General features: G+C 45.9%; 16 protein-coding genes. 10 read left to right on the top strand and 6 right to left on the bottom strand.

The genetic code is table 11. The features are described 5' to 3' along the window. Window positions 1–28: 28 nt before the first annotated feature. Window positions 29–424, top strand: a complete 396-nt coding sequence (locus EPL05_RS02975; RefSeq protein WP_128532012.1) for a hypothetical protein — start codon at window positions 29–31, stop codon at window positions 422–424. A 303-nt stretch (window positions 425–727) separates the two neighbouring features. Here the strand turns inward: EPL05_RS02975 and EPL05_RS02970 are convergent, their stop codons facing one another. Together EPL05_RS02970 and EPL05_RS02965 are read right to left on the bottom strand one after the other, a co-directional pair. Beyond that, window positions 728–1426 (bottom strand): Crp/Fnr family transcriptional regulator, encoded by a 699-nt coding sequence (locus EPL05_RS02970; RefSeq protein WP_128532011.1) that lies wholly within the window; start codon window positions 1424–1426, stop codon window positions 728–730. Window positions 1427–1482: 56 nt separating this feature from the next. Then, window positions 1483–1926: a DoxX family protein gene (locus EPL05_RS02965; protein ID WP_128532010.1), complete on the bottom strand. Its 444-nt coding sequence runs from the start codon at window positions 1924–1926 to the stop codon at window positions 1483–1485. A 145-nt stretch (window positions 1927–2071) separates the two neighbouring features. Here EPL05_RS02965 and EPL05_RS02960 point away from each other — a divergent pair, with 145 nt between their 5' ends. Next, on the top strand, window positions 2072–3943 hold the full coding sequence (locus tag EPL05_RS02960; protein WP_128532009.1) for a chloride channel protein: 1872 nt from the start codon (window positions 2072–2074) through the stop codon (window positions 3941–3943). A 47-nt stretch (window positions 3944–3990) separates the two neighbouring features. Here EPL05_RS02960 and EPL05_RS02955 read toward each other — a convergent pair whose 3' ends face one another. Then, a complete protein-coding gene (locus EPL05_RS02955; protein WP_128532008.1) occupies window positions 3991–4338 on the bottom strand; it encodes a DUF7009 family protein in 348 nt (115 codons plus the stop codon). Further along, window positions 4292–5080: a uroporphyrinogen-III C-methyltransferase gene (cobA, locus tag EPL05_RS02950; protein ID WP_128532007.1), complete on the bottom strand. Its 789-nt coding sequence runs from the start codon at window positions 5078–5080 to the stop codon at window positions 4292–4294. The genes EPL05_RS02955 and cobA overlap by 47 nt, the downstream gene beginning before the upstream one ends. A 289-nt stretch (window positions 5081–5369) precedes the next feature. Between cobA and nirB the strand changes: the two genes are divergently transcribed. Both nirB and nirD read left to right on the top strand, forming a co-directional pair. Further along, window positions 5370–7865: a nitrite reductase large subunit NirB gene (gene nirB, locus EPL05_RS02945; protein WP_128532006.1), complete on the top strand. Its 2496-nt coding sequence runs from the start codon at window positions 5370–5372 to the stop codon at window positions 7863–7865. A gap of 170 nt (window positions 7866–8035) precedes the next feature. Then, window positions 8036–8386 (top strand): nitrite reductase small subunit NirD, encoded by a 351-nt coding sequence (gene nirD, locus EPL05_RS02940; protein WP_128532005.1) that lies wholly within the window; start codon window positions 8036–8038, stop codon window positions 8384–8386. Here the strand turns inward: nirD and EPL05_RS02935 are convergent, their stop codons facing one another. Next, a complete protein-coding gene (locus EPL05_RS02935) occupies window positions 8387–9082 on the bottom strand; it encodes a Crp/Fnr family transcriptional regulator (RefSeq protein ID WP_128532004.1) in 696 nt (231 codons plus the stop codon). A gap of 427 nt (window positions 9083–9509) precedes the next feature. Between EPL05_RS02935 and EPL05_RS02930 the strand changes: the two genes are divergently transcribed. From EPL05_RS02930 to EPL05_RS02915, 4 genes are all read left to right on the top strand, one after another. Continuing rightward, window positions 9510–11051, top strand: a complete 1542-nt coding sequence (locus tag EPL05_RS02930; protein ID WP_128532003.1) for an alginate export family protein — start codon at window positions 9510–9512, stop codon at window positions 11049–11051. 74 nt (window positions 11052–11125) lie between these two features. Further along, on the top strand, window positions 11126–12421 hold the full coding sequence (locus tag EPL05_RS02925) for an MFS transporter (RefSeq protein WP_128532002.1): 1296 nt from the start codon (window positions 11126–11128) through the stop codon (window positions 12419–12421). 19 nt (window positions 12422–12440) lie between these two features. Then, window positions 12441–15950 (top strand): nitrate reductase, encoded by a 3510-nt coding sequence (locus tag EPL05_RS02920; protein WP_128532001.1) that lies wholly within the window; start codon window positions 12441–12443, stop codon window positions 15948–15950. Then, window positions 15947–17416 carry a rubredoxin gene (locus tag EPL05_RS02915; RefSeq protein ID WP_243837200.1) on the top strand — a complete coding sequence of 490 codons (1470 nt, stop codon included), beginning with the start codon at window positions 15947–15949 and terminating at the stop codon, window positions 17414–17416. The genes EPL05_RS02920 and EPL05_RS02915 overlap by 4 nt, the downstream gene beginning before the upstream one ends. Window positions 17417–17427: 11 nt before the next feature. Here the strand turns inward: EPL05_RS02915 and EPL05_RS02910 are convergent, their stop codons facing one another. Continuing rightward, window positions 17428–21546 (bottom strand): hybrid sensor histidine kinase/response regulator transcription factor, encoded by a 4119-nt coding sequence (locus EPL05_RS02910; protein ID WP_128532000.1) that lies wholly within the window; start codon window positions 21544–21546, stop codon window positions 17428–17430. Window positions 21547–21869: 323 nt separating this feature from the next. Here EPL05_RS02910 and EPL05_RS02905 point away from each other — a divergent pair, with 323 nt between their 5' ends. Together EPL05_RS02905 and EPL05_RS02900 are read left to right on the top strand one after the other, a co-directional pair. Next, entirely contained in the window at window positions 21870–24842 is a 2973-nt protein-coding gene (locus EPL05_RS02905) for a SusC/RagA family TonB-linked outer membrane protein (protein WP_128531999.1), read from the top strand. Between the two features lie 8 nt (window positions 24843–24850). Further along, complete coding sequence (locus tag EPL05_RS02900) at window positions 24851–26431, top strand: RagB/SusD family nutrient uptake outer membrane protein (RefSeq protein WP_128531998.1); 1581 nt, start codon at window positions 24851–24853, stop codon at window positions 26429–26431. The last annotated feature ends 3 nt before the right edge of the window (window positions 26432–26434 follow it).

Raw genomic sequence — 26434 nt, 5'->3', positions numbered from 1 at the left:
AATTGCCAGTTTTATAAACCGATGCTTTATGCAAATACTTAAGAAATATTCAGTTTTAACAGGGATAGCAATTTCGGTAATTTTAATATTGATAGCCATTTACGTTTATCCGGGCGGGACAATGTTCAATGAATATTCTGTTGGATTTGACTGGTCAAAAAATTTCATGAGCAACCTGTTTGGAACAAAAGCGCTGAACGGTACTGAAAACCCCTCCAGGATTTGGGCATACGCGGGAATGATTTTCCTCCCAATTACTTATGCCATATTTTTCGTTAATATGTCGAAAAAGATACCTGAAAGAAATGCAGCCTATATTTTAAAATACGGAGGGATAGTTAACATCTTTTTTACGTTTTTAACTGTCACCTCTTTGCACGACATTATGTTGATCATATCAACCAGTTGTTTTGGACGTGTTTAATTGTTATCACGGTTTTTATCCTGAAGACAAGGCTTCACTTATTTAAATTCGTTTGTATAGTTTGCCTTTTGTTTTTTTATTACAGTGTATACCTATGGGGTACAAGTAATTGGAGTTTGCTGCCCGTTACGCAAAAGGTGAATTTTATAAGTTCAACATTATTAATTTTAGGCCTTGAATATTTCACCCAAAAGGAAGATTTCGCTCATATCAGATCGGGTAAACGCGCAAAATTAGCAACGAATAGCTAATGTGTGATATCTGCAATGGGAGCTCGCCCGGAGGGCGTCGTGATGGCCGGGGTTAATCGTTTTTAAGGTCCAGCGTTATCGCCGTTAATAAAGCTTCGTTAATTATCTTTATCGACTTTCCGTTTGAGGCGATCCAATTATTTTGGATAAAATCGTTAGTCACCTTAAAAAGGGTTTCATAAGATACGGCAGCGAAGGAAGACATATCCTGCTTCGTTAATTCAATATTTATTGTACCGGTTGCGGTTACACCAAATTGCTTTTGTAAGGTAAGTAAGGCCAATGCTATTCTTTTTTTTACCGGCATGTGTACCAGGTTCCGCATCCTTTTTTCTGATTCCTGCAGCTCATTCGCAAATAACTTCATCAGCGAATAGGTGAGCCTGGTGTTAACCTGCAGGGACGATTCAAAAAAAGGCAGATCGATGTAGCAAACAATGGTTGGCTCGATGGCCGTTGTTGATACCGGGTAGGTTGAGTCGTTCCCTAACCCTAAATGCCCCAAAATGTCGCCGGCCTGCGCAAAACGAATGATGATCTCTTTTTCGTCGTCCCATCTTTTATGCACCTTTACTTTTCCCGAAAAAATAAAGTATATCCCCGTAACCGCATCGCCTTCATTAAAGATCCGCTGCCCTTTTTTCACCGTAAAATTGGTTTTATGAGCAGTTATAGCGGGTTTCCAATCGTTAATACAATGCGTACACAGGTAGCAGTTGGTTAGATCGCACCCGTTTTTTGTTTCTTTCATTTATACGAAGTTGCAAAAAATAACTGTGGCGCAGGCCTGCGATGTTTGCATCAGCCTCAGTCCTCTTTTAATTCGGTTAGATAATGATCAAGAGAAAATGGCCCGGAGCCGATCACTAAAAACACCAATAATAATATACCGCTTAAAACCGAGAGCCAAAGCTCTGTATTTAACGGAGATTTAAAATTATTGATAACAAATATGGCGGCAACGATGATGGGTAATTGTAATAAGGAGGCAACTCTGGTGGAGATTCCCAGCATAATTAATGCCCCGCCCGTCATGTGCACAAAGATCACATAAAACATCAGGAAAGACATGGTTTCTGAAGGTAAGCCTGCTAAATCATGATTGGAAAGGATCCATTTTAAATAGGCCATGTTTTGGAGGAAGGCGTACCCTTTAGCTAATAAAAATGCCCCCAGCAATATCCGCAAAACATCAATTGCGGCCGGGTGATGCCGGTTGCCCCAATCTTCAACATAATGGATAGCTTTCATATTTATTGGCAATGGTTAAGCTGTAAAATAGGTACAGGCCATTGGTTGTAAGCCTGGTTGTGTTATTTTTATTGTTTATGCAACACTAAATAGCTATTTTTGTTATAAAATTAATTAATTAATATTGTTAATACAATATATAAAGATGCAAAAAAATAAAAAGAACGATAGTATTCCTATTTCTCCCATCTTAAAATCACTTGAGGAAGACGTAAAATATGTAAGCTTCAAAAAAAGCCGCCTTATAAGAATTTCTATTTACGCCGTGCTGGTAGCTGTCGCCATTAGTTTTATAGCCAAATTCCTGGTGCTGCTTATCAACCTGGTAACTAATATCTCTTTTTACGGCTCGTTTAATTTAGGCTTTCAAAGCCCGGCAGGCAACCACCTTGGCGCATGGGTAATAGCTATACCGGCCGTTGGTGGTATTTTGGTTGGGCTAATGGCCTTGTACGGCTCTAAAGCAATAAGAGGCCATGGCATACCCGAAGCCATGGAACAAATTTTAGTTAATCAAAGTAAAATTAAACCCTCTATTACTTTTTTAAAGCCCATATCATCGGCCATTGCCATTGGTACCGGCGGGCCGTTCGGTGCGGAAGGGCCAATTATAGCCACCGGTGGCGCGCTTGGTTCAACGCTGGGGCAATTATTAAAAATTACATCGAGCGAGCGCAAGGTAATATTGGCGGCGGGGGCTACAGCGGGTATGTCGGCAATATTTGGTACACCCATTGCGGCGGTTTTTTTAGCTATCGAACTTTTGTTGTTTGAATTTTCTCCCAAGGCTATCCTGCCGGTTGCTTTAGCGTGCATTACCGGTGCAGCAGGGCATCATTTATTGTTTGAAGCAGGGCCCGTATTCCCCATGCCCGATCTGGAAACACCGTCCAATTTAGCATTGGCGGTTTACAGTTTTATTGGGATACTCATTGGCTTCCTTTCATTGTTTCTCACAAAGGCTGTATATGTGATTGAGGACCTTTTTGAAAAATTACCCGTGCACTGGATGTGGTGGCCGGCCATGGGCGGTTTGGTGGTAGGGCTTATCGGTTATTTTTACCCGCATACTTTAGGTGTAGGCTACGATAATATTACCAGTTTGCTTTCCGGTAAAGTGCCTTTAGCCTTAATTTTAAGTTTGTGCCTGTTTAAGTTTTTGTCCTGGGCTATCGCTCTGGGTAGTGGAACATCCGGTGGTACACTTGCCCCATTGCTTACTATCGGCGGGGCGGCGGGCGCCATTATCAGCTCGGTTATATTAAGCCTATTTCCAAACGTCGGCATCAGCATACCTATGGGGGTTTTAATTGGCATGTCGGCGATGTTTGCGGGCGCGTCCCGGGCTTATTTAACAAGTATCACCTTCGCGTTAGAGGCTACTATGCAGTCGCACGCGCTGTTGCCTTTGTTGGGTGCTTGTACAGCATCTTATATTGTTTCCTTTTTCCTGATGGAGAACACCATCATGACCGAAAAGATAGCGCGGCGGGGAGTTGTCACACCTGATTCTTATGAGCCGGACGCGCTTCAAAAGATCAGCGTGGGGCAGGTAATGAGGGCAGACAATATTAAATTAAATGCTGCCATGAGCATTGCGCAGGTGAAGGATCGCTTAGCCAATAATCCGGCTAAAGAGAATTGCTTTGCGGTTGTAAGTGAGCGGGCGGAATTTAAGGGCGTTGTAGAACTGGCAGATATATACGATGTGAAAAATAATGACCTTTCTGCGGTTGAGCGGATTGCCAAAATTGGTATCGCCGCTATCAAATCAAATGAAAGCCTGCGAAACGCCGTAGAATTAATGGCACAACAGGAAGTTGAGCTACTGCCGGTTGTAAAGAACCATAAATTGATTGGTGTTTTAAACTATCGCGATGTTATATCCACTTACAAACAAAACTTTGAGGACAACGAAACGGCAGTGACCCATATATCGTTAAAGCGCCAGCGAATGAAAGTGCTGTTGCGAGGGAAATCCATGTTTAAAAAAGCTGCAGAAAACGAACAAAAATAACCGGTGCTACTAAATAGTAGCCAAGTACCTCGCTGGCAATTACCTTTTCAGCAAAGTAACGGGTTTGGGTAGTTATCGCTTTGGTCCTCCGCTACGTTATCCAGGCAAACAAAATCTTTCTCCACTAATAAATACATGGCGCTGTTGCTGTTTTCAAAGCCAATGCGGTCGGTATGCACCCATTCCTCTATCATTTGGTCGGGCATGTGGATGGTTATCGTGTTATCCTCAAAAGTGGCGGATAGAGAACTGACCATGCCACGGCGCAAAGCATACCTCAACACCTGTGTGCCAAAATGGGTGGTCTCTTCTATAAAGCCATTGGTAGCAAGCGTTGCCACATCGCTTTTAGTAAGCCGGTACCGCAGCGAATTGCCCTTTATCCTTATCTTCATAACATAATATTTCTTGTGATTGAACGGTTACCACATCGCCTATTATAATAATAGCGGGGTAGCTTAGTTGATGTTGCTCTGCCAGCCACTCCAGGTTGCGGGCCATGCCAACAGCGCTGCGCTGGCTTGGTAACGATGCATGTTGAATAATAGCAGCCGGCGTGTTTCCGAAACCTGCATCTACATAGCTTTTAGATATCTCCGCCAGTTTCTTCATACCCATATATATCACTACTGTAGCATTGCTTTGCATGGCCAGTTTCAAATCGGCGGACAGCCTGCCATCTTTTTTGGTACCGGTTATCATCCAAACGCTTTCGCTTACCGAACGGTGGGTGAGGGGGATATCCTCAAAACCGCATGCCTGCATGCTGGTAATACCCGGGATAAAATGTGTTTTAATGCCATGCTGTCTCGCATAGATGATCTCCTCGAAACCACGCCCGAAGATAAAGGGGTCGCCGCCCTTAAGCCTTACTACCATGCCTTTGGTGAAAGCGTAGTGGCGTATCAGCTCGTGTATGTTTTCCTGCGGGGTGTAATCGCCATACGGGCGTTTACCAACGTATACCTTTTCGCAATCTTCGCGGCAAAGGGCCAGTAATTCGGTATTGGCCAGGTTATCATATAATACTACATTGGCTTGCTGTAGTATTTTATATCCTTTTACGGTTATCAGGTCCGGATCGCCGGGGCCGGCTCCCATCACAAATAATTCTGGTTTTGTTGATTTATTTTGCATTTCGTAAAAAATTAGCGTCAAAAAATGAATTTTATCAATCTAGTTATCATTTAGCGGACTTTTTTATGTGAAAATGTAATTAAAAGACAACTAAAAATGATTTATATTATATTAATTGTTCTAAACTATGAATAAAAAAGATAATTTATATGATTTATTTAATAAAAAAACGATTTTTTATTTCTTTTTGATGTTTTTTTAAATTATAATTGTGATGTAAATGCATTTAAGGTCGCAGTTTGATGTATTTGGTTCTAAAAAATTGCTTTAACATTTAAAAAATATCACAATGTCAAAACCAACCATTATTGTTGCAGGCAACGGCATGGTAGGCTACAAGTTTTGCGAAAAACTTCTGGCCCGGTCATTACAGTTCCAAATCATTGTTTTTGGCGAAGAGCCCCGCCATGCTTATGATAGGGTGCATCTCAGCGAATACTTCAACGGTAAAACCGCCGACGATCTTTCGCTTTCCACCCACTCCTGGTATGCCGATAACGGTATTACACTGCATCTTGGCGATCCTATCCAGGAAATTAACCGCGCTCAAAAAACCATTCATTCTTTACAGGGCGTAACCCTGCATTACGATTACCTCATCTTAGCGACCGGCTCCTCTGCATTTGTGCCCGATATCCCGGGAATAGAAAAAGAAGGTGTATTTGTTTACCGTACTATAGAGGACCTGGAACTGATCAAAGCCTGCGCCGCTACGGCAAAGTCGGGCGCGGTAATGGGTGGCGGTTTACTTGGGCTGGAGGCTGCCAAGGCATTGATGGATCTGGGTATAGCCGAGCCGCACGTAATTGAGTTTGCGCCAAGGCTGATGCCGCGGCAGATAGATTCGGCAGGGAGTAATATGCTGCAGTTGAAACTTAACCAATTGGGCCTACATATTCATTTAAATAAAAGTACCGCCGCTATATTGGGTGATAAAAAGATAGATGCCCTGCGTTTTAACGATGATAGTCTGCTGGTGGTAGATATGCTGGTGATTTCGGCGGGGATCCGCCCGCGCGATGAGCTCGCAAAACTTGCCGGCTTGCATGTAGGTACCCGTGGTGGTGTTATAGTGAACGAAAAAATGCAAACCAGCGACGAGCATATTTACGCCATTGGCGAATGCGCCCTTTACGAAGGTGTGATATACGGGCTGGTTGCCCCTGGGTACGAAATGGCAGACATTGTTGCCGCGCATTTAACCAAAGGCGATAAGTCTTTTTACGGGTACGATATGAGCACCAAGCTAAAGCTGATAGGTGTTGATGTGGCCAGCTTTGGCGATGCCTTTATCACCGAGCCCGATTGCCGTACCATATTGTTTGAGGATACGCATAAAGGCATTTACAAACGCATTAACATCAGTAACGATGGTAAGCAACTTTTGGGAGGTATATTAATTGGTGAAGCAGAAGCTTACAACATGCTGCTGCAAACCGTAAATAATAAAATTGTGTTGCCGCCCGATCCGGAGGACTTGATCCTGGGTTCGCGCGGTGGTGCGGCCAGCGATGGCGCGGGTGTAATGAATCTGCCGGATGACGCGCTTATTTGTTCATGCGAGGCGGTTACCAAAGCGGCAATTTGCGGCGCGGTGAATGAGCAGGGCATTACCAATATGGATGGCATAAAAAAATGCACTAAAGCCGGTACAGGTTGCGGTGGTTGCGTGCCACTGGTGAAAGACCTGATAGCAGGAACCATGAAGGCCAATGGCCAATACATTAAGAATGTGGTGTGCGAGCATTTTGATTATTCGCGCCAGGAGCTTTTTGACCTGGTGAAAATAAACGGACTGAAGAATTACGACCTGGTGCTGGATCATTACGGCAAAGGTGATGGCTGCGAAGTTTGTAAGCCTGTTGTTGCCAGTATTCTCTCCAGCTTATGGAACGATGTAATTGTAAAGCAGGAAGTAATACAGGATAGTAACGACCGCTTTTTGGCCAACATTCAAAAAGGTGGTACGTACTCTGTTGTGCCGCGTATCCCCGGCGGCGAGATAACGCCCGATAAACTGATAGTGATTGGCCAGGTGGCCAAAAAGTATGGGTTGTACACCAAAATAACCGGCGGCCAGCGTATAGATATGTTTGGTGCGCATTTGAATGATCTGCCGGCAATTTGGGAAGAACTCATTGACGCCGGTTTTGAAAGTGGTCACGCCTATGGCAAGGCCTTGCGTACGGTAAAAAGTTGCGTGGGCAGTACCTGGTGTCGTTTTGGGCTACACGATAGCGTAACCTTCGCCATCGAAATTGAAGATAGGTACAAGGGCATCCGTGCCCCGCACAAAATAAAGGGCGGCGTAAGCGGCTGCGTACGCGAATGTGCCGAAGCGCAATCTAAAGATTTTGGCATCATCGCCACCGAAAAAGGCTGGAACTTATATGTATGCGGTAACGGCGGCTCTAAACCGCAGCACGCACAATTGCTGGCTACCGATATAGATAACCAAACCGTTATCAAATACCTCGATCGCTTTTTGATGTTCTATATCAAAACCGCCGACCAGCTTACCCGCACCGCAACCTGGTTAAATAAACTGGATGGAGGGATGAGTTACCTTAAAAATGTGGTTATTAATGATAGCCTGGGTTTGGCGGAGCAATTGGAAGAAGAAATGCAGGCGCTGGTGAACACCTACCATTGCGAATGGAAGGAAGTGATAGAAAGCCCAACTGCGCGCAAACGCTTTTCACATTTTATAAATGCTCCCGACGAAAAAGACCCGCACGCCCAATTTGAACCCATGCGCGAACAGGTGCGGGCCAAAGAGTGGTAGGGTTTTAAGTCAAAACTCAAAAGTGAAAATTCAAAAAAAAGGTAATTGGCGAGGTGAAAAAGTTTACAAAAGTTAACACAATTTCAAGTGTTAACTTTTAAATATTTGATAATCAATAAGTTAATAATTAAGGGTTAACATACTTTGACGCCTGATAAATATAAAAAATCATGGATACAACATTAACAACCAACTGGATACTGGCCTGCTATGTGGATGATGTGCCGGATAATGGCGGATCGTGCATTAAGCATGGCGATGAGCAAATTGCTATCTTTAATTTTAGTCGCCGCGGCGAATGGTACGCCACCCAAAATCTTTGTCCGCATAAACAGCAGATGGCGCTTTCGCGCGGGATGATTGGCAGTGCCGGCGACAGCTGCGAGCCCAAAGTGGCTTGCCCCTTTCACAAAAAGACATTTTCATTGCTTACGGGCGAATGCCTTGGCGAAGATGATATGGCTATTAAAACCTACCCGATAAAGGTGGAGAACGGTAAGGTGTTTATCGGGGTGGATTAATTATAGGTTGGTATCCTGTGTTAGGGCAAATAGCTTGTCGGTATTGGTAATGCTTATTTTTTTACCGTTGGCAATAATGGTAGTTTCCTGTATCATCTCATTTACCACCCTAAAAACGGTTTCGTAGGTAGCGCCTGCGTATGAGGCCAAATCCTGTCGGGTAAGTTCTATATTTACGTGCCCCTCCTCATTGGTGCCAAATTGCTCTTTCAGGGAGATCAGCGCCTGGGCTACCCGGCCTTTTACCGGCATGTGCGCCAGGTTCCGCATTTTCCGTTCCGCCTCTTTTAATTCCTCGGCAAAAAACAGCATCAGATCATAAGTAAAGCCTGGGTTTACTTTTAAGGTGGCATCAAAAAACTCCATATCCACGTAGCATATCAGGCTTTCTTCTAAAGCAGTGGCCGAGATGGGGTAATTGCTGGCTTGCTTACCCAATATTCTGTGCCCAAAGATGGCACCCTTATTAGCAAAGCGAATTATAAGCTCTTTATCGGCGCCCCATTTTTTATGCACTTTTACATTGCCCTCGTAAACAAAATAAATCCCCGTAACCGGATCTCCCTCACTGAAAATCACCTGCCCTTTCTTAGCAACAAAGTTTTTTTTATTAGCGGCGACCGCTGGCAGCCACTCTTTTACGCAGCTTCGGCACAAAAAGCATGATTGATTATCGCACTGGGTGTTTTTTTTCATTTGTTTTGCTGTTTTCGCGCTTTTTGTGAGCTAAATTATAAAAATTAGGTGTTTTATTAGTGTTTTCAGTGTTAAATGCGTGTAAAATATTAATTACATCATAAAATTTAAATCCAAAATACATTTTTATATCACTTTAAAATTATCAAAACTATATTTTGAGTAATTTTTACTGATAGTTATTTATGTTTTTGATAAAAAATGACTTATTGTATGATTTTAATCATAAAAATTGATTTTAAAACCATAAAAATTGCTTTTATTTATTAATTATGATATATTTATAATAATAAATCACTTAAAAAACGCAATAGTCCCTGCCTATGATGAAAATAGAAAAGTAACAAAAAAGCCCTGCCGGGAGGTCGCATTCCCAGACAGGGTTAAACAGTTTTTAATCGCTTTAACAAATAAAAAACCAAACCAAATGTACAAAAATGTATTAAACCAATACACTTTAGGCAAAATTCTATTAATTGTATCATGTTTCGCTTCTTATACAGCTTCGGCACAGTTAACCTTAACCGGTCAGCTAAAAACAAGAGGTGAATTACGAGACGGTTACGGAACTTTAAAGCCTATTGGTAGTAGTAATGCCGCCTTAGTGTCGCAACGAACGAGGCTTACCTTTAACTATAAAAGCAGCAAGCTTATTTTTCAAACATCTGTTCAGGATGTAAGGCTTTGGGGGCAGGATGCATCAACTATTACCATTAATGATGGCAGCCGTTTAAGTTTACACGAAGCCTGGGCAGAACTGATATTATCCAACAAAAAAGAAACTGCTTTTAAAGTATCTCCGGTAGATTACTTCGCGGTTAAAATAGGCCGGCAAGAGCTGGTGTATGATGATGAGCGATTGATGGGCGGGTCCGACTGGCTACAGCAGGCCCGCCGCCACGACGCGGTAGTGTTAAAGCTGATCCAAAAAGGTTGGCAGGTAGATCTGGGCGGCGCCTTTAACCAAAGTAGCGACGCCATTAATTACAACGGTACTTATTATACCCCCGCCAATGTACCCGCTACCGTAAAGGATAGTAATGGCAATATGGCCAATACACCTGCAGGTTTTATTCCGCTGTTAAACGCCGCCGGGTTGAGCTCAAAAACAGGTACACCGGCATTTTTAAACCCGCCCGGAACCAACGCGCTCAACCAAAATTACAAAGCGCTGGAGTATGTTTATTTCTCCAGAAAATTCAATAAAACAAAAGTATCAGGATTGTTTTTGGCCGACCAGTTTGGCAAATACAAACTCGATTCTGTAAAAAATATTAGCGGTACCGAAGAAGGTTACGTTTACGGCAAAAGGTTTAACCAAGCGGGCGTAAATGGCAGGTACACAACCGGGTTATTAATAAACCCTGTATTTGGCGCAAAAGATAAATGGGGTATCAACGCCGGCTTTTACTACCAGGGCGGGCATGACAAGGACGGGCTGGCACTTAATGCCTACACTTATACTATAGCCCTGCTATATAAAGGCAGTAATGTAAGTTATACCGCGGGTTTGGATTACCTATCAGGCAACGATGCTTTTTCGGCATCCAAAACCAACCACCGGTTCGATCCGCTTTACGGTACGCCGCATAAGTTTTGGGGCTATATGGATTATTTTTATGCAGGCAGCGGCTCGCCAACTGGCGGCCTAAGCAATCCATATTTAAAGCTGAAATACGTATCCAACAACAAACGTTTCAGCACAGAACTGGCCGGGCATGGTTTCCTGCTGGCTAATGATCAAAAAGGTACCGATGGGCAGGCAATTCACAAATACCTGGGTACCGAATTTGATCTCACCACGGTGTATAAGCTCAATAAATTCACCAATGTAGATCTGGGCTTATCCTACATGGCAGCCACCCGCAGCATGGAATACGCGAAGGCATTAACACCCGGCAGCAGCAAACTGCACCCGGTTTGGGCCTACCTGCAATTGAATATCAAACCCGAATTTTTGAATAAATAGAATAGCGCCGCGTGCTTAAGGCTCAACGCTGAATATCATAAATTAAATGACCTGCTTTTAAATTAAAAACGATCATGGAAAAACAACTTACCAAACTCAATATATTTTCGCTTAAAGGCGTGCAGATGCGCACCTTCCACACCACCTGGCTCATGTTCTTTGTGTGCTTTTTTGGCTGGTTTGGCCTGGCACCGCTGATGCCTACCATCCGCGCCGAACTACATTTAACAAAAGGGCAGGTGGGTAATACTATTATCGCATCGGTGGCTGCTACCATTATCGCCCGCCTGATTATTGGCAAGCTTTGCGATACCTGGGGCCCCCGCAAAACAGCGGTAAGGCTTTTACTGGTTGGCTGCCTGCCGGTGTTTTTAGTAGGCCTGGCACACGATTATACTTCTTTCCTGCTGTTCAGGCTGGCTATTGGGGTTATTGGGGCATCGTTTGTTATTACGCAGTTTCATACCTCTATGATGTTTGCGCCGAACATAAAAGGCACGGCAAACGCGGTAACCGGTGGCTGGGGTAACCTGGGCGGCGGCGTAACCAATATGCTGATGCCGGTAATATTTGCCGCCATTGTTGGGTTTGGATATACCAAAGCAGAAGCCTGGCGCTACGCCATGATAGTGCCCGGGGTGATGATGCTGGTGATGGCTTTTTTGTATTGGAGATACACCAAGGACACCCCCAATGGTAATTACGATGAAATTGGCTACACCAAAGCAAACTCCGCAAAAACCGATTGGTCTATCCTTGGCGACTGGCGCATCTGGGCACTTACCCTGGCTTACGCCATGTGCTTTGGCATGGAGATCACCTTTGATAATGTAGCATCGCTGCACTTTGTAGATACCTTTAAACTCTCGCAAAGTTCGGCTGGTTTTTGGGCCGGTATCTTTGGTTTCATGAATATTTTTGCCCGTGCGCTGGGCGGTATCGTATCAGACAAAGTAGGCGGCAAATTCGGTATGCGCGGCAAGGGCTTGTTACTGGCCGGTGTGTTGCTGCTGGAAGGTGCCGGGCTGGTATTGTTCGCTCATTCTGGTTCACTGGTGATGGCTATTGTTACGATGCTTACGTTCGCGCTGTTCCTCAAAATGTCTAATGGGGCCACTTATGGCATTGTGCCCTTTGTAAACGCTAAAAATGTAGGACTGGTAAGTGGTATTGTGGGTGCCGGCGGGAACCTTGGCGGTATGATGTTCGGCTTTTTATTCAAGTCGGAATCTATTACTTACGTGCAGGCTTTTACCTATATCGGGTACGCGGTTATAGCGGTATCTGTAATTGTGCTCATCACCCGTTTTCAAAAACAACCCTTACAAAAACAAGTCGAAGAGCCTGTTTTAGAGGCGAGCATCGCTTAATAAAAACTATTTGATAACAATGTCTAAAGCAAAACTATCCGCTCATACTCAAAAAAGTACCTGCTGCTATTGCGGGGTGGGTTGCGGCGTTGTTATCAATAAGCAAAAAAACGGCAGTATAACGCTGGAAGGTGATAAAACCCACCCGGTAAACAAGGGGATGCTTTGCAGCAAAGGGCTAAACCTGCACTACACCGTTAACGATAAAACCGACAGGCTGCTGTACCCGCAAATGCGTTACAGCAAAAGTATGCCCATACAAAGGGTAAGCTGGGATGATGCCCTGGCGCGTACGGCAGCCGTTTTTAAAACTTTCATCCAAAAATACGGACCCGAATCGGTAGCGTTCTATGCCTCGGGGCAATGCCTTACCGAGGAATATTACGTGGTAAATAAACTGATGAAGGGCTTCATCGGCAGTAATAATATCGATACCAATTCGCGCCTGTGTATGAGCAGCGCGGTGGCCGCCTATAAAATAGCTTTGGGTGAGGATAGCGTACCGGTTTGCTATGATGATATTGAGCTTGCCGATTGCTTTTATGTAACAGGTGCCAACCCGGCCTGGTGCCACCCTATTTTATGGAGAAGGGTGGAAGCACATAAGGCAGCCAACCCGGGCGTAAAGATCATTGTGGTAGACCCGCGTACTACGGATACCTGCGGCATTGCCGACCTTCATCTGCAGCTAAACCCCGGCACTGATATTACGCTTAACCATGCTATTGGCCGTGTGCTGATAGAAAATGGCGATATCGATGTGAATTTTATCACCAACCATGCCGATGGCTTTGAGCAATACAGTCGCTTGGTATTTGAACGCAGCGTGGCCGAAGCAGCACAGATCTGCGGCATATCCGAACGCGATATTCGCCTTGCCGCCCAATACATAGGGCAGGCCAAAGGCTTTATCTCTATGTGGACGATGGGGCTAAACCAGAGCAGCATTGGGGTAAACAAAAATTTAAGCCTTATAAACCTAAATTTAATAACCGGGCACATTGGTAAGCCGGGCTCGGGCCCGCTATCATTAACCGGGCAGCCAAATGCAATGGGCGGGCGCGAAGTTGGCGGGTTAGCCAACCTGCTGCCCGCTCATCGCAACCTGGCCAATCCGCTGCACCGGGCGGAGGTACAAAAGTTTTGGGGCGGAACAGAAATAGCCGCCAAACCGGGACTTACCGCTACCGAGATGTTTGAAGCGCTGAACGATGGCCGTTTAAAAGCCATCTGGATAATGTGTACCAACCCGCTCACCAGTTTGCCCAATGTGCGTTTGGCAGAAGAGGCCCTTAAAAAAGCGAAGTTTGTAGTGGTACAGGAGGTGAGCAACAAACCCGAAAGCTTGGCTTACGCCGATGTGATACTTCCCGCCGCCGCCTGGGCCGAAAAGGAAGGCACCATGACCAATTCTGAAAGGCGCATTAGCTACCTGGAAAAGATTTTAGACGCACCCGGCGAGGCTTTGCCCGATAGCGAGATCATTTGTCGCTTTGCGCAAAAAATGGGGTATAAAGGATTCGATTTTAAAAATGCTACCGAAATTTATGCCGAACATGCCAAACTCACCGCAAAAACCACCATTGATATCAGCGGATTGAGTTATGAGATATTGAAACAACAAGGCACTGTACAATGGCCCTACAAAGCAAAAAAAGGAACAGGCACCCCGCGTTTATTCACCGATAAACGCTTTTTTACCGAAAATAAAAACGCCGTTATTAGCGCGGTGCCCGATACTCTGACCAGCGAACTGCCAGACAACTCTTATCCTTTTATCCTCACCACTGGCCGCATCCGTGACCAATGGCACACCATGAGTAAAACAGGTAAGGTTAATAAGCTGAACCAGCATATTAAGCAGGCTTTTATAGAGATTCACCCGAGGGATGCTGCGCAATTGGGCATCAAAGAGGGGGAAGTAACGGTTATCACATCCCGCAGGGGCGAGGTAAGGGTAAAGGCAAAGCTATCCGCAGAAATAAAACAAGGCGTAGTTTTTATGCCGATGCATTGGGGCAAAATATTGGGCAACGATCTTAACCGTGTAAACAACTTAACTAACGATGCGGTAGACCCCATTTCAAAAGAACCCGATTTTAAGTATTGCGCGGTAAGCGTTCAAAAATATAAAAAGCCGTTCCAGCGAATCGTGGTGGTTGGGGCCGGGGCGGGGGCTTATGGTTTCGTTAAATCATACCGGGAACTGAATAAAGATGATGAGATCACCATTTTTAGTAAGGAGGATTTTCCGTTCTACAACCGGGTAATGCTGCCGGATTATATTAGCGGCGAGCAGCGTTGGGAACAGTTGGTTAAAATGACCGATGAGGAAGAACCCGGCTACAACATCCGTTTGCTGCGCGGTGTGAGCGTGGAAAAGATAGACCGCGTAAACAAATTTGTGATAGATAGCCGTGGCGTAAAAACTTATTACGATGTATTGCTGCTGGCTACCGGCAGCCGCGCATCTGTCCCAAAAAATGTCCCATCGCTTTCCGGCATCTTCACCATGCGTAACCGTAACGATGCCGATAATTTTAAAAGACACGTGCCCAAAGGCGGGCATGTGGTTATTGTTGGCGGCGGCTTGTTAGGGCTGGAAATGGCCGCGTCGCTTCGCGAGATAGGTATTACCATCACCATTATTCAGCGTACTTCCAGGTTTTTAAACCGGCAGCTTGATGAATTGGGCAGTCGCCTGTTGCACGAGGAAATGGCCGACCAGGGCTGCGATATTTTTTATGATGATGAAGTGCAGCTGTTCTTCGGTCGCTCTAAATTAACAGGCATAGGACTAAGGAGCGGGCGCAAAATAAACTGCGATGCCATGATACTGGCTATTGGTACCACGCCAAACCTGGAGATAGCCAAAGATTGCGGCCTGGATTGCAAGCGCGGTGTTGTGGTGAACGAACGCCTGCTCACCAGCGACCCATCCATTTATGCCATTGGCGAAATAGCCGAATTTAACGGCACCTTGTATGGCATCACTGCCGCCGCCGAGCAGCAGGCAGAGGTAGTAGCCGCTTACATGAACGGCGATATTGCCAGTTACTATAAGGGCAGCCTGTTTATGAATATCATCAAGATCCACGGGTTCGACCTGTGCAGTATTGGCCTGTCTGACTGCCCGGACGATAAGGATTACGAGGAGATAGTGTTTATTGATAAAGCCAAACGCTACTATAAAAAATGTATCATCCACCAGGATAAGCTGGTGGGCACCATTTTGGTGGGCGATAAAAGCGAGTTTTTAGAATTTAAGGAACTAATAGCCAACAAAACCGAACTGAGCGATAAGCGGCTAAAACTGCTTCGCAGCGGCAAAACCGCCGAGCCTGTTTTAGGGAAGTTAGTGTGTAGCTGTAACAATGTGGGCGCGGGTAATATCCGCAACAAGATAAACGCGGGCTGCGATAACCTCGCCAGCCTTTGCACAGCCACCGGCGCCGGCATGGGTTGCGGCAGCTGCAAGCCTGAGGTGAAAAGGTTACTGGAAGAAATGCAAACAGTTAGCGCGGTATGATGCAAAGCAGCAATAAAAAACAGATCAAGATAAATTTACCGGGTGGCGTGGTTGCCGCCGGTGACTTGTATGAGATATTGGTACTGGCTCAAAATGCTAACGCCACACATATTCGGTTTGGTAACCGCCAGCAATTGTATTTTGAGATCGACGGTTATGAGCTGGAGGCTTTGGATACCGAACTGCTGAACGCCGGTGTTGATTATGAAGCGAACGCCGCCGAATATCCCAACATTGTAAGCTCTTACATTGCCGATGGTATTTTTAACCAGGAGAACTGGCTGAAAGAGGGCGTGTATAAGGATATTTTCGACTTGTTTGATTATAAGCCCCTCCTCAAAATAAACATTGTTGATGGCAGCCAAACTTTTGCCCCGTTTTTTACCGGCAACCTCAATTTTATAGCTTCATCGGTAAGTAATTACTGGTATCTGCAGATCAGATATCCTAAAACCAATATTGTATATAGCTGGCCCTCTTTAATTTATTCTGAAGATATCCCCGCGGTAGCCAAAGCGATAGAGGAATTGATATTTGCCAATAAGCAGCTGTTTTACGATCAGCAGGAGATCAACTCATTGTTGCTACATCAAATGGTAACTGCCGACCGTGATTTTGTGATCCAGCAGATAGATCAGCCGTTAAAACTGCCCGATTTTCAGTTACCGTATTACGAAGGTTTTAACAAGCAGGGCAACAAATACTGGCTGGGTATATATCGCCGCGATGAGCTTTTTGCTATTGAACTGTTAAAAGAAATTTGTAATTTATGTATGCAAACCCGCATAGGGCAGTTATACATCAGCCCCTGGAAATCATTACTGATCAAAAATATCGAACCCGCCGATCGCCCTTTATGGGGCAATATCCTCAATAAATACCGGGTGAATATCCGCCATGCATCCAACGAACTCAACTGGCAGGTAGAGGACCTGTGCAGCCAATGCTTGCAGCTTAAGCAACAGTTAGTACGGGAATTTGAGGAAGCCGACCTGCGTACCTATCGCCTTAGCTTTGTAATAAAGCGGTCGCCAAAATCAGGTCTGTACGGGTCCATCATTATACGTGTACGCGGGACAGATCTGTACGAAATATCCCATACGCAGGATTTTAACCCCAATACCAAGGAAGTGATCGTGTACAGGCAAGGCGTACCAGCTAATGAACTCAGCATACACCTGATGGCGCTTTGCAGTGAGTTTTATGCCCGGCAAAGTACGGAGTTAAAGCAGGTAGCTACTATTACCGACGATGCACCTGAAGCCAAAGGCATCACCGTACATCAATGCGACGATTGCCTGACCATTTACGACGAAGCGTACGGCGATGAACACAACGGCATATTACCGGGTGTGTCATTTGCCGGCTTAGCTGATTATGAATGCCCGGTTTGCGGATCGGCGAAAGACGCGTTTAAACCGGTTTTAATAGAAGGAAACAAATTCGCGTATACGGCTTCACTTTAGCGGCAAAACCCTTATCTCTTCAGGTCATTTAAAAACTGTGATGGCGTTTTACCAAACTCCTTTTTAAAGGCTTTGGTAAAGTACGCCTGTGTTTGTATGCCCACACGCATCATAATTTCGGTGGTGGAGGCGTCTTCGTGCGTCATAATGTAAATGGCTTTGTTTAGCCTGATGGTGCGAATAAATTCTACAATAGACTGGCCGGTGAGCCGCTTGATCAGCTCGTATAATTTGGTGCGGCTCATGTTAAGGTTGGCGCAGAGATAATCAACATCCAGGTCGGGATTTTCCAGCTGGGCCTCTATTACCGTCACCAGCTGGTCCATAAACTGCTTATCTTTATTGGAATGTACGGTTTCCTTTACTTCGGCCTGGTAATCGTGCGTATAGCGTTCTTTAAGCTGGTCGAGCTGAAGAAATACATTCCTGATGGTGAGCAGCAGCAGGTTAATGCTTACTGGTTTGGAAAAATAGAAATCGGCACCGCTTTCTATACCCTCCAGCTTTGCCTCCAGCGAATCTTTGGCGGTAAGCAGAATGAAGGGGATGTGTTTGGTTTGCTCGTTCTGCTTTATCAGTTTACAAAGTTCGATGCCGTTCATGTTCGGCATCATCACATCGCTGATGATCATATTTGGTGCCCTGTCATGCGCCATTGCCAGGCCTTCCTGCCCGTCTTTCGCCTCTATCACCTGGTAAATGCTGCCCAATATCTCTTTCAGGAAAGTTCGCAATTCAGTATTATCTTCCACCAGCAATATGTATCTGGCAGATACATTAGCACGGGTTTCAGCAAATTGCTCTTTGTGGTCGGTACCCACTTCAGGTTGCTGCCATTCGGTAGTTACGCTCTCCAGTAGTACAGGTTTATTTTCACTTATCCAGCGCTCGTTTACCTGGTAATCCGCCTCTTCAACCGGCAGCGCTATCAAAATTTCGGTGCCTTTATTACGTTCGCTGTATACATTGATACAGCCTTTATGCAGCAGGGTAAGCGTTTTTACAAAGGCCAGCCCAATGCCCGAGCCAAGGTGCGTTGAGGTGATACGATAATACCGTTGAAAGAGGTGTTTGATAGATTCGGCGGAGATACCAATGCCGGTATCCGCCACCAAAATGTACATGTATTGCCTGGCCTGGTAGGTGTTGGTTATCTTCAGTTCGTTTTGGTAGGATGGTTTAAACTCGCGCTCATCAAAAAACAGCTTTACGGTAATTTCGCCGCCATCGTTGGTGTACTTGAACGCGTTATTGATAAGATTAAGCAGTATTTTTTCTAACAGTTGCCTGTCGAAGTATACTTCTTTGCCGACAAGATCGAAGTTTTGGAGCGTGAATTTAATATGCTTTTGTTCTGCCCAAAGGTCAAATTCGCCGGTTATCTCGTTCATAAAAACGGTAATATTGCCGGGTGTAACATTCAGCTTCAATACACCGGCTTCTGCCTTGCGGAAATCCATCAACTCGTTTATCAGGTTCATCAGGCGCGTAGCATTGCGGTACATTAGCTGGTAGGTACGGCTTTCGGGCTGGGCTCCATTCCCCATCAGTTTTTCCAGCGGGCCAAGCAACAGCGTAAGCGGGGTACGAAACTCGTGCGAGATGTTGGTGAAAAATTGCAGCTGTAGTTGGTGTACCTCCTCCTTTTTCTCTTCTTCCAGTTTTTTGAGCTGCAGGTTTTGCCGGTAGCGGATAATTGCATACGCCATACCCAGGCTTAATAAGACAACCAATGTACGGAACCACCAGGTTAGCCACCATGGCGGCGTTATGGTAATGGTGATAGATCTGCCTGTGTTATTCCAAACGCCATCGTTATTGGCGGCTTTTACGGTGAAGGTGTAGTCACCGGGATCGAGATTGGTGTAGGTTGCCTGTGGTGCCGTGTTGGTGTAATTAAAGCTTTTATCAAAGTCGGTTAGCTTGTAGGCGTATTTGTTATTCTCGGGGGCCAGGTAATTCAACGCCGCAAAGCTGAACGAGATGCTGGATTGCAGGTAATTGAGCTTGATATGTTGCGTTAGGCTGATGTCTTTTTCCAGCGTTGAATCTTTTCCCGGCAGCGCGGATCTACCAAAGATCTGAAAATCGGTAATGTAAACCGGCGGCACGTAATGGTTGCTTTTAATACCGCGGGGATAGAAGGAGTTGAAACCGTTGATACCGCCGAAGAACATTTGCCCGTCCCTGGTTTTCATGTAAGCGTTCACCTCAAACTCCATCGCCTGCAGGCCATCGCTGGTGTTGAATTTATTGGCGTGTCGTGTCCCTGGATTTAATTTAACCAGGCCATTGGATGTAGATACCCACAGGTTGCCCTGGCCATCTTCGGTAAGGCCTTTTATAAAGTCGTGGCCCAGGCCGGCCTCGGAGGTAAAAAGCGAGAACGTGTTTTTCTGTCTATCGTATTTGTATAAGCCAGATTGCCCTATCCATAACCCGCCGGTATGGTCGGTAAATATCACGCGGATATCGGGTTTCTTGTTCTCCTTATCAAAGTAATGTTCAAATCTTTGGCTCTGCTTGCGGTAACAGTTAAGCCCGCCATCATCGGTGCCTATCCATAAATTGCCATCAGCATCTTCATTAAGGGCTACTATATTATTCCCCTGCAGTTTTGTTTTACCAGCCGGGTCGGCAATTACCCGGGTGAACTTTTTGGTTGTTGGATCAAAACGGTTCAAGCCGCCAAAATAAGTGCCTACCCATAATGCGCCGGCCTTATCCTGGTAAACATTCTGCACAAAATCTGAAGAGATGGATGATGGGCTCGCCGGGTTATTTTTAAAACTCGTAAAGGAACCAAAAGCAGCCCCCATCAGGTTTAGGCCGCCACCCCAGGTAGAGATCCAAAGGCGGTTCTGCCTATCCTCGGTAATATCCAGCACGGCATCGCTGCCCAGGCTGTTACCATCGTTAACCCGGTGGCGATAGGTGGTAAACGTTTGTTGCTGCTGGTTAAAAAGGTTCAGGCCGCCACCATCAGTACCCACCCATATCCTGCGGTAATGGTCTTCTTCAAAGCATTTTACATCGTTGTAGCTCAGGCTGTTCGCGCCAACTTCTTGCCGGTAAACGTTGAATTTTTTAGCGCCCGGGTTATATAAGTTTACGCCGCCGCGGTGTGTGCCTATCCAAAAATTGCCCTGCCTGTCTTCAAATATGGCAGATATGGTACGCTGGCTCAGGCTGTAGGGCTTGGCAGGCTGGTAGGTGTATTTAGTAAAGTCCTCGGTATCGTTGTTGAACAGGTTTAAGCCGCCGTTAATAGTCCCAGCCCAAATATGGCCGGCCTTGTCGCGCAGCAAACTTAAGATTTGGTCGTTACCCAAACTCGCGGCGTTTGTATCGCTATGGCGATAGGTTTTATACTTGCCATCCGGGTTTAGCACTATTAGTCCCTTGCCTTTTGTTGCAAGCCACACCTGCCCGTTTAACCCTCCTTGAATAAAATTGATGCCCAGGCCGCTATCCTTTATCTGCATGGCGAAGCTTTTGGTGCCGGGCAGGTATTTTACTAACCCGCCATCAACCGCTATCCAAATGTTTTCTTTGTTATCCTGCAGAATGTAATTGACAGAACTCTGCAGCATAGGATTTGTAATATGCGAGAATTTTTTGCTGCCGCGATCAAATACATCCAGGCCCTTATTGGTACAGATCCATAGTTTTTTATCCGCATCCTCCATTATAGCGTTGATGGTATTACCTGTGATGCTGTTTGCATCAGCCTGTTTTACGTATGAGGTAAAAGATTTTGTGGTTTCGTCAAAGCGGTTGAGCCCGTTTAATGTGCCTATCCAAAGTGTGTTCTGTTTATCGGTATAAAGGCAGGTGATGTAGTTATCGCTTAAGGTGCCGGGGTTGCCTTTTTCGTTGCGGAACACCGTCATCCGGTAACCATCGTAAAGGTTGAGCCCATCTCGCGTGCCTATCCAGATAAAGCCCTGGCTATCCTGGGTAATGGCTTCTATGGTACTGTTTGATAAGCCCTGCTCGTAATTAATATGCTTAAAAGTAATGCCCGGCGACTGGGCAAAAGAGCTGGTGGTAGAAAACAACAATACATAGCCGGTCACCCTCACAACGCGCAGGTAAAAGCAAACTAACCGGGCCGAAATTTTAGTCATGATGTGTTCCTGGTAATTGCTTTTAAGGCTAACGGGCAATCCTCATAATGGTTAGTCAATTATAGGCTTTATTGGTTGATTTATTTTGAAACGAGCCCAATTAATGACCACTTGCCGTATAAAAAAGCTGATTTGGACAATTTTTACGCTGATTTGCACAAAGCCCCGGGCATAAAGGCAGCCTATCTTGCAACTGTTTTGTAACACGCCAATTGTACCGATTTTCTTGTTTGACAATTTTTGCCGGCAATGCCATTGTTAATGCGGGGGATGATTTAGCGGCGCTTGTTTATAAGCCGAACCAAACCAATTAAACCAATTAAATGAAAAAACTTTATCTAAAACTAACACTTTTATTAGTGTTTATTTTCACCGCGCTGTGCGTTCATGCGCAAACCGGCAGCATCAGCGGGCAGGTGCTTGATGAAACCGGGCTACCCTTACCGGGCGCCACCGTTTCGGCGGGTGGCAAAGCCACCATTACCAATACCGATGGTAAATACACGCTCACAGGTTTACCCGCCGGGAGTATTTCCGTTTCGGTAAAATTTGTGGGCTACGAGGTTTTGCAGCAACTGATTCCGGTTAACGGCGATACAAAATTCAACGCCAGCCTTAAGCCATCGTCTACAGGCCTTAACGAGGTAGTGGTGATCGGTTACGGTACTGTGCAGAAGAAGAACCTAACAGGCGCCGTCTCTACGGTAACCTCCAAAGACTTCCAGAAGGGCAGTATCACCACACCGGAGCAACTCATAGCCGGTAAAGTGCCTGGTATCAGCATCACGTCAAATGGTGGTTCGCCGGGCTCTGGTAGTGTTATCCGGGTGCGTGGTGGGGCTTCGCTATCGGCAAGTAACGACCCCTTAATTGTGATAGATGGCGTGCCGTTGAGCAACAACAGCATCTCGGGAGCATCCAACCCGCTTAGCCTAATCAACCCAAACGATATCGAAACCTTTACAGTACTTAAGGATGCATCCGCTACGGCTATCTACGGTTCCAGGGCATCAAACGGAGTAATTTTAATTACCACCAAAAAAGGAATATCAGGCGCGCCTAAGTTTAACTTCAGCACGCAGTTATCGGCCTATAAGGTTGGTAAAAAGCTGGATGTACTTAGTCCGGCAGCGTTTCGCGATTATGTGAACACCAACGGCTCCGCCGCGCAGAAAGCCATGCTCGGTACCGAAAACACCGACTGGCAGGATAAGATCTACCAAACCTCACTGGGTACCGATAATAACTTGAGCGTTGCCGGTACTTATAAAACTATCCCTTTCCGTATCTCTGGCGGATACCTGAGGCAGGTGGGTGTATTGGTTACCGATAAATTGCAGCGTACCACAGGTAGCATCACCATTAACCCAAAACTGTTTGATAACCACCTGAAGATAGATGTGAACCTGAAAGGCGCTTTAACAGAAAGCCGCTTTGCAAACCAGGGCGCCATCGGCTCCGCCGTTTCTTTCGACCCAACGCAGCCGGTTTACGTGAAAAACTCATTTGGTAACTACTACGAGTGGGCAAACACCAGCAGCGATGGCTCGGTTATCCCTAACCCCAATGCAACGCGTAACCCCATCGCCTTATTAGCTCAGCGCAGCGATAACAGCCAGGTAAAACGCAGCTACGGCAACGCCCAGTTTGATTATTCGATGCATTTTTTACCCGAGTTACATGCCAATTTAAACCTGGGGTATGATATCTCAAACGGTAAAGGTACCACCTACGTGCCTGCAAACGCGGCGCAAAGTTTTGCCGTGCAAGGGCTCGATAATAACTATCAACAAAACATCAGCAATAAGGTAGGCGAGTTTTACCTCAATTACATTAAAGACCTGAAGGGCATCAACAGTAACATTAATGTAACCGCGGGTTATGGTTACTATGATTTTTTAACCAAAATATTTTATTACCCAAGCTACAATGCCAACCATGTGGTGGTAGCCGGTTCTGAACCAGCCTTTGCGTTTGATAAACCACAAACTACGCTTATCTCTTACTACGGCCGTGCCATTTATACGTTCAATAACAAGTATATCCTGGCCGGTTCGGTACGTACCGATGGTTCATCGAGATTCGCACCCGAGAACAGGTGGGGCGTATTCCCGTCGGCAGCTTTCACCTGGAGGATAAACCAAGAGAACTTCCTGAAAGATTCTAAAACCATCAGCGACCTTAAACTCCGCTTAAGCTATGGTGTAACCGGCCAGCAGGATGGCATTCCATACTACTCTTACCTGCCTACTTATGCGCTAAGCGTTGCCGCTGCCAAATACCAGTTAGGCGATACTTTTTACGGCATGTACGCCCCGCAGGCCTACGATAAATCAATCAAATGGGAGCAAACAGCTACTTACAACGCCGGTATGGATTTTGGCCTGTTTGATGGCCGTGTAAACGGTAGCGTTGATGTTTATTTCAAGAAAACAAAGGACCTGCTGAACAACATCCCTATCCCTTTAGGTTCAAACTTTAGCAATACCATCACTACCAATGTGGGTAACATTGAGAACAAAGGCGTGGAGTTTGCCATCAACGGAGCGTTGGTAAAAAGCAGCAACTTTAGCTGGGATGCCGGGTTTAACTTTACCTACAACAGCAACAAGATCACCAGGCTTACCAATGTAGAAAGCCCTACTTACCCGGGTGTGTTAACCGGCGGGATCTCGGGCGGTACAGGAAATACCGTGCAGATCAATTCGGTAGGTTATAACACTTACTCGTATTACCTGTACAAACAAGTTTACGATGCCACGGGCAAACCAAAAGAGGGCATATATGAAGACCTTAACGGCGATAACATCATCAACGAGAAGGATTTGTACCGCTTTCAGTCTGCCGTGCCTAAGTATATCTTAGGTTTCAGCACACAGCTGAGCTACAAAAAATGGTCGCTCTCTACCGTGTTGCGCGCAAACCTGGGCAACTATGTTTATAACAACGTAAAAGCCAATATTGGGGTAACTCGCAACCTGCTTAACCCGGCTGGATTCCTGGGTAACGTAAGCACCGAGATCTTTAAATCGGGCTTTGATAACAACCAGTACCTGAGCGATTATTATGTAGAGAACGGTTCGTTCTTACGGATGGATAACTTAGGGCTATCGTACAACGCGGGTAAAATATTCGGGCCAACCAGCAAAGTAGGGCTGCGCCTGAATGCCAATTGCCAAAACGTATTCATCGTTACCAAATACTCCGGCCTCGACCCGGAAATAAGCAGCGGTATCGATAACAATTTCTACCCGCGCCCGCGCACATTTGTATTAGGTGTTAACCTTGATTTTTAATTACGACCATGAAAAAATTTAATTATATAATAGGCTTATCCGTGCTGATCATCTTATCGGCCGGGTGCAAAAAGGACCTTAACCGGACGCCAACCAACGCCATTACCGCGGATTTGGCTTACAATACCCCCGCGGGCTACAAGCAGGTGTTAGCCAAAATGTACGGCGGCTTTGCCCTAACCGGCAACGGAGGCCCCGATGCAACTGTAGGAGATGTAGCGGGTATAGACCAGGGTTCGTCAGATTTTTTACGCTTGTTTTGGAACCTGCAGGAACTAACGACAGACGAGGCGGCCATTGTTTGGAACGACCCCGGTTTGCAGGATTTCCATGTGATGAACTGGACATCCACTAACATCATGATCCGTGGCTTGTATAGCCGCAGCATGTACCACATTACGGCGTGTAACGAGTTCATCCGCGAATCCGCAGAGGCAAAACTGAGCAGTCGCAATATCACTGGCTCAGAAGCGGATAACATTCGCCACTACCAGGCCGAGGCACGTTTTTTACGGGCCTACGAGTATTGGGTGTTGCTGGATCTGTTTGGCAACCCGCCATTTGTGACCGAGAACGACCCGATTGGTAAATTTATCCCCTCGCAGATAAAACGTGCCGATTTGTTCACCTATATCGAATCGGAACTGAAAGCTATTGAACCCTTATTGGTTGATGCAAAGCAAAATGAGTATGGCCGTGCCGATAAAGCCGCCGCCAATGCATTGCTGGCAAGGCTTTACCTCAACGCCGAAGTATACACCGGCCAGGCACGTTACACCGAGGCGATTACCGCCGCGCAAAAAGTGATCAGTTCGGGTTATACTTTAAACCCCAAGTATGCTAACCTTTTCCTGGGGGACAACAACGTAAACAACCCCGAAACCATACTGGCGCTTAACTACGATGGTGTAAACTCACAAACGTATGGTGGCACTACTTACCTAATAAACGCAGCTATCAGCGCGGCGCTCGACCCAAAAACCTTCGGCGTGCCAAACGGTGGCTGGAGCGGGATGCGTGCAACAAAAAACTTACCCCTGCTATTTGCCGATTATAGCGGCGCTACCGATAAACGCGCCATGTTCGCCCCCGGCAATATCGAAATGAACGACATTACGGTTTACACCGATGGGCTGGCTGTAACTAAATTCAAAAACATCACATCTACGGGTGCTATCCCCGCATCTGCAAATGGCGTATATGCGTCAACCGATTTCCCGTTGTTTCGCCTTGCGGAGATGTACCTGGTTTATGCCGAGGCTGTAAAACGCGGCGGTACAGGTGCAGAAGGGCAGGCTATTACCTACCTGAACTTGTTGCGCGCCCGTGCTTATGGTAATGCCAGCGGCAACATAACCAGCTATACCCTAAACGACGTTTTGGATGAGCGTGGCCGCGAATTGTATTGGGAAGGCTTCCGCCGTTCGGACCTGATCCGTTACGGCAGGTTCACCGGTGATAATTACCTGTGGCCGTGGAAGGGTGGTGCCAAGGCCGGTAAAGGCGTTGAGGCCTTCCGTGTGCTTTATCCGTTGCCGTCAACAGATATCATAGCCAACCCTAATCTTGTACAAAACGCAGGTTATTAATAT

It is taken from the genome of Mucilaginibacter gilvus (assembly GCF_004054195.1).
Classification (GTDB): domain Bacteria; phylum Bacteroidota; class Bacteroidia; order Sphingobacteriales; family Sphingobacteriaceae; genus Mucilaginibacter; species Mucilaginibacter gilvus.
The sequence above is the reverse complement of the archived record's forward strand: the minus strand, read 5'-3'. Positions and strand labels throughout refer to the sequence as shown.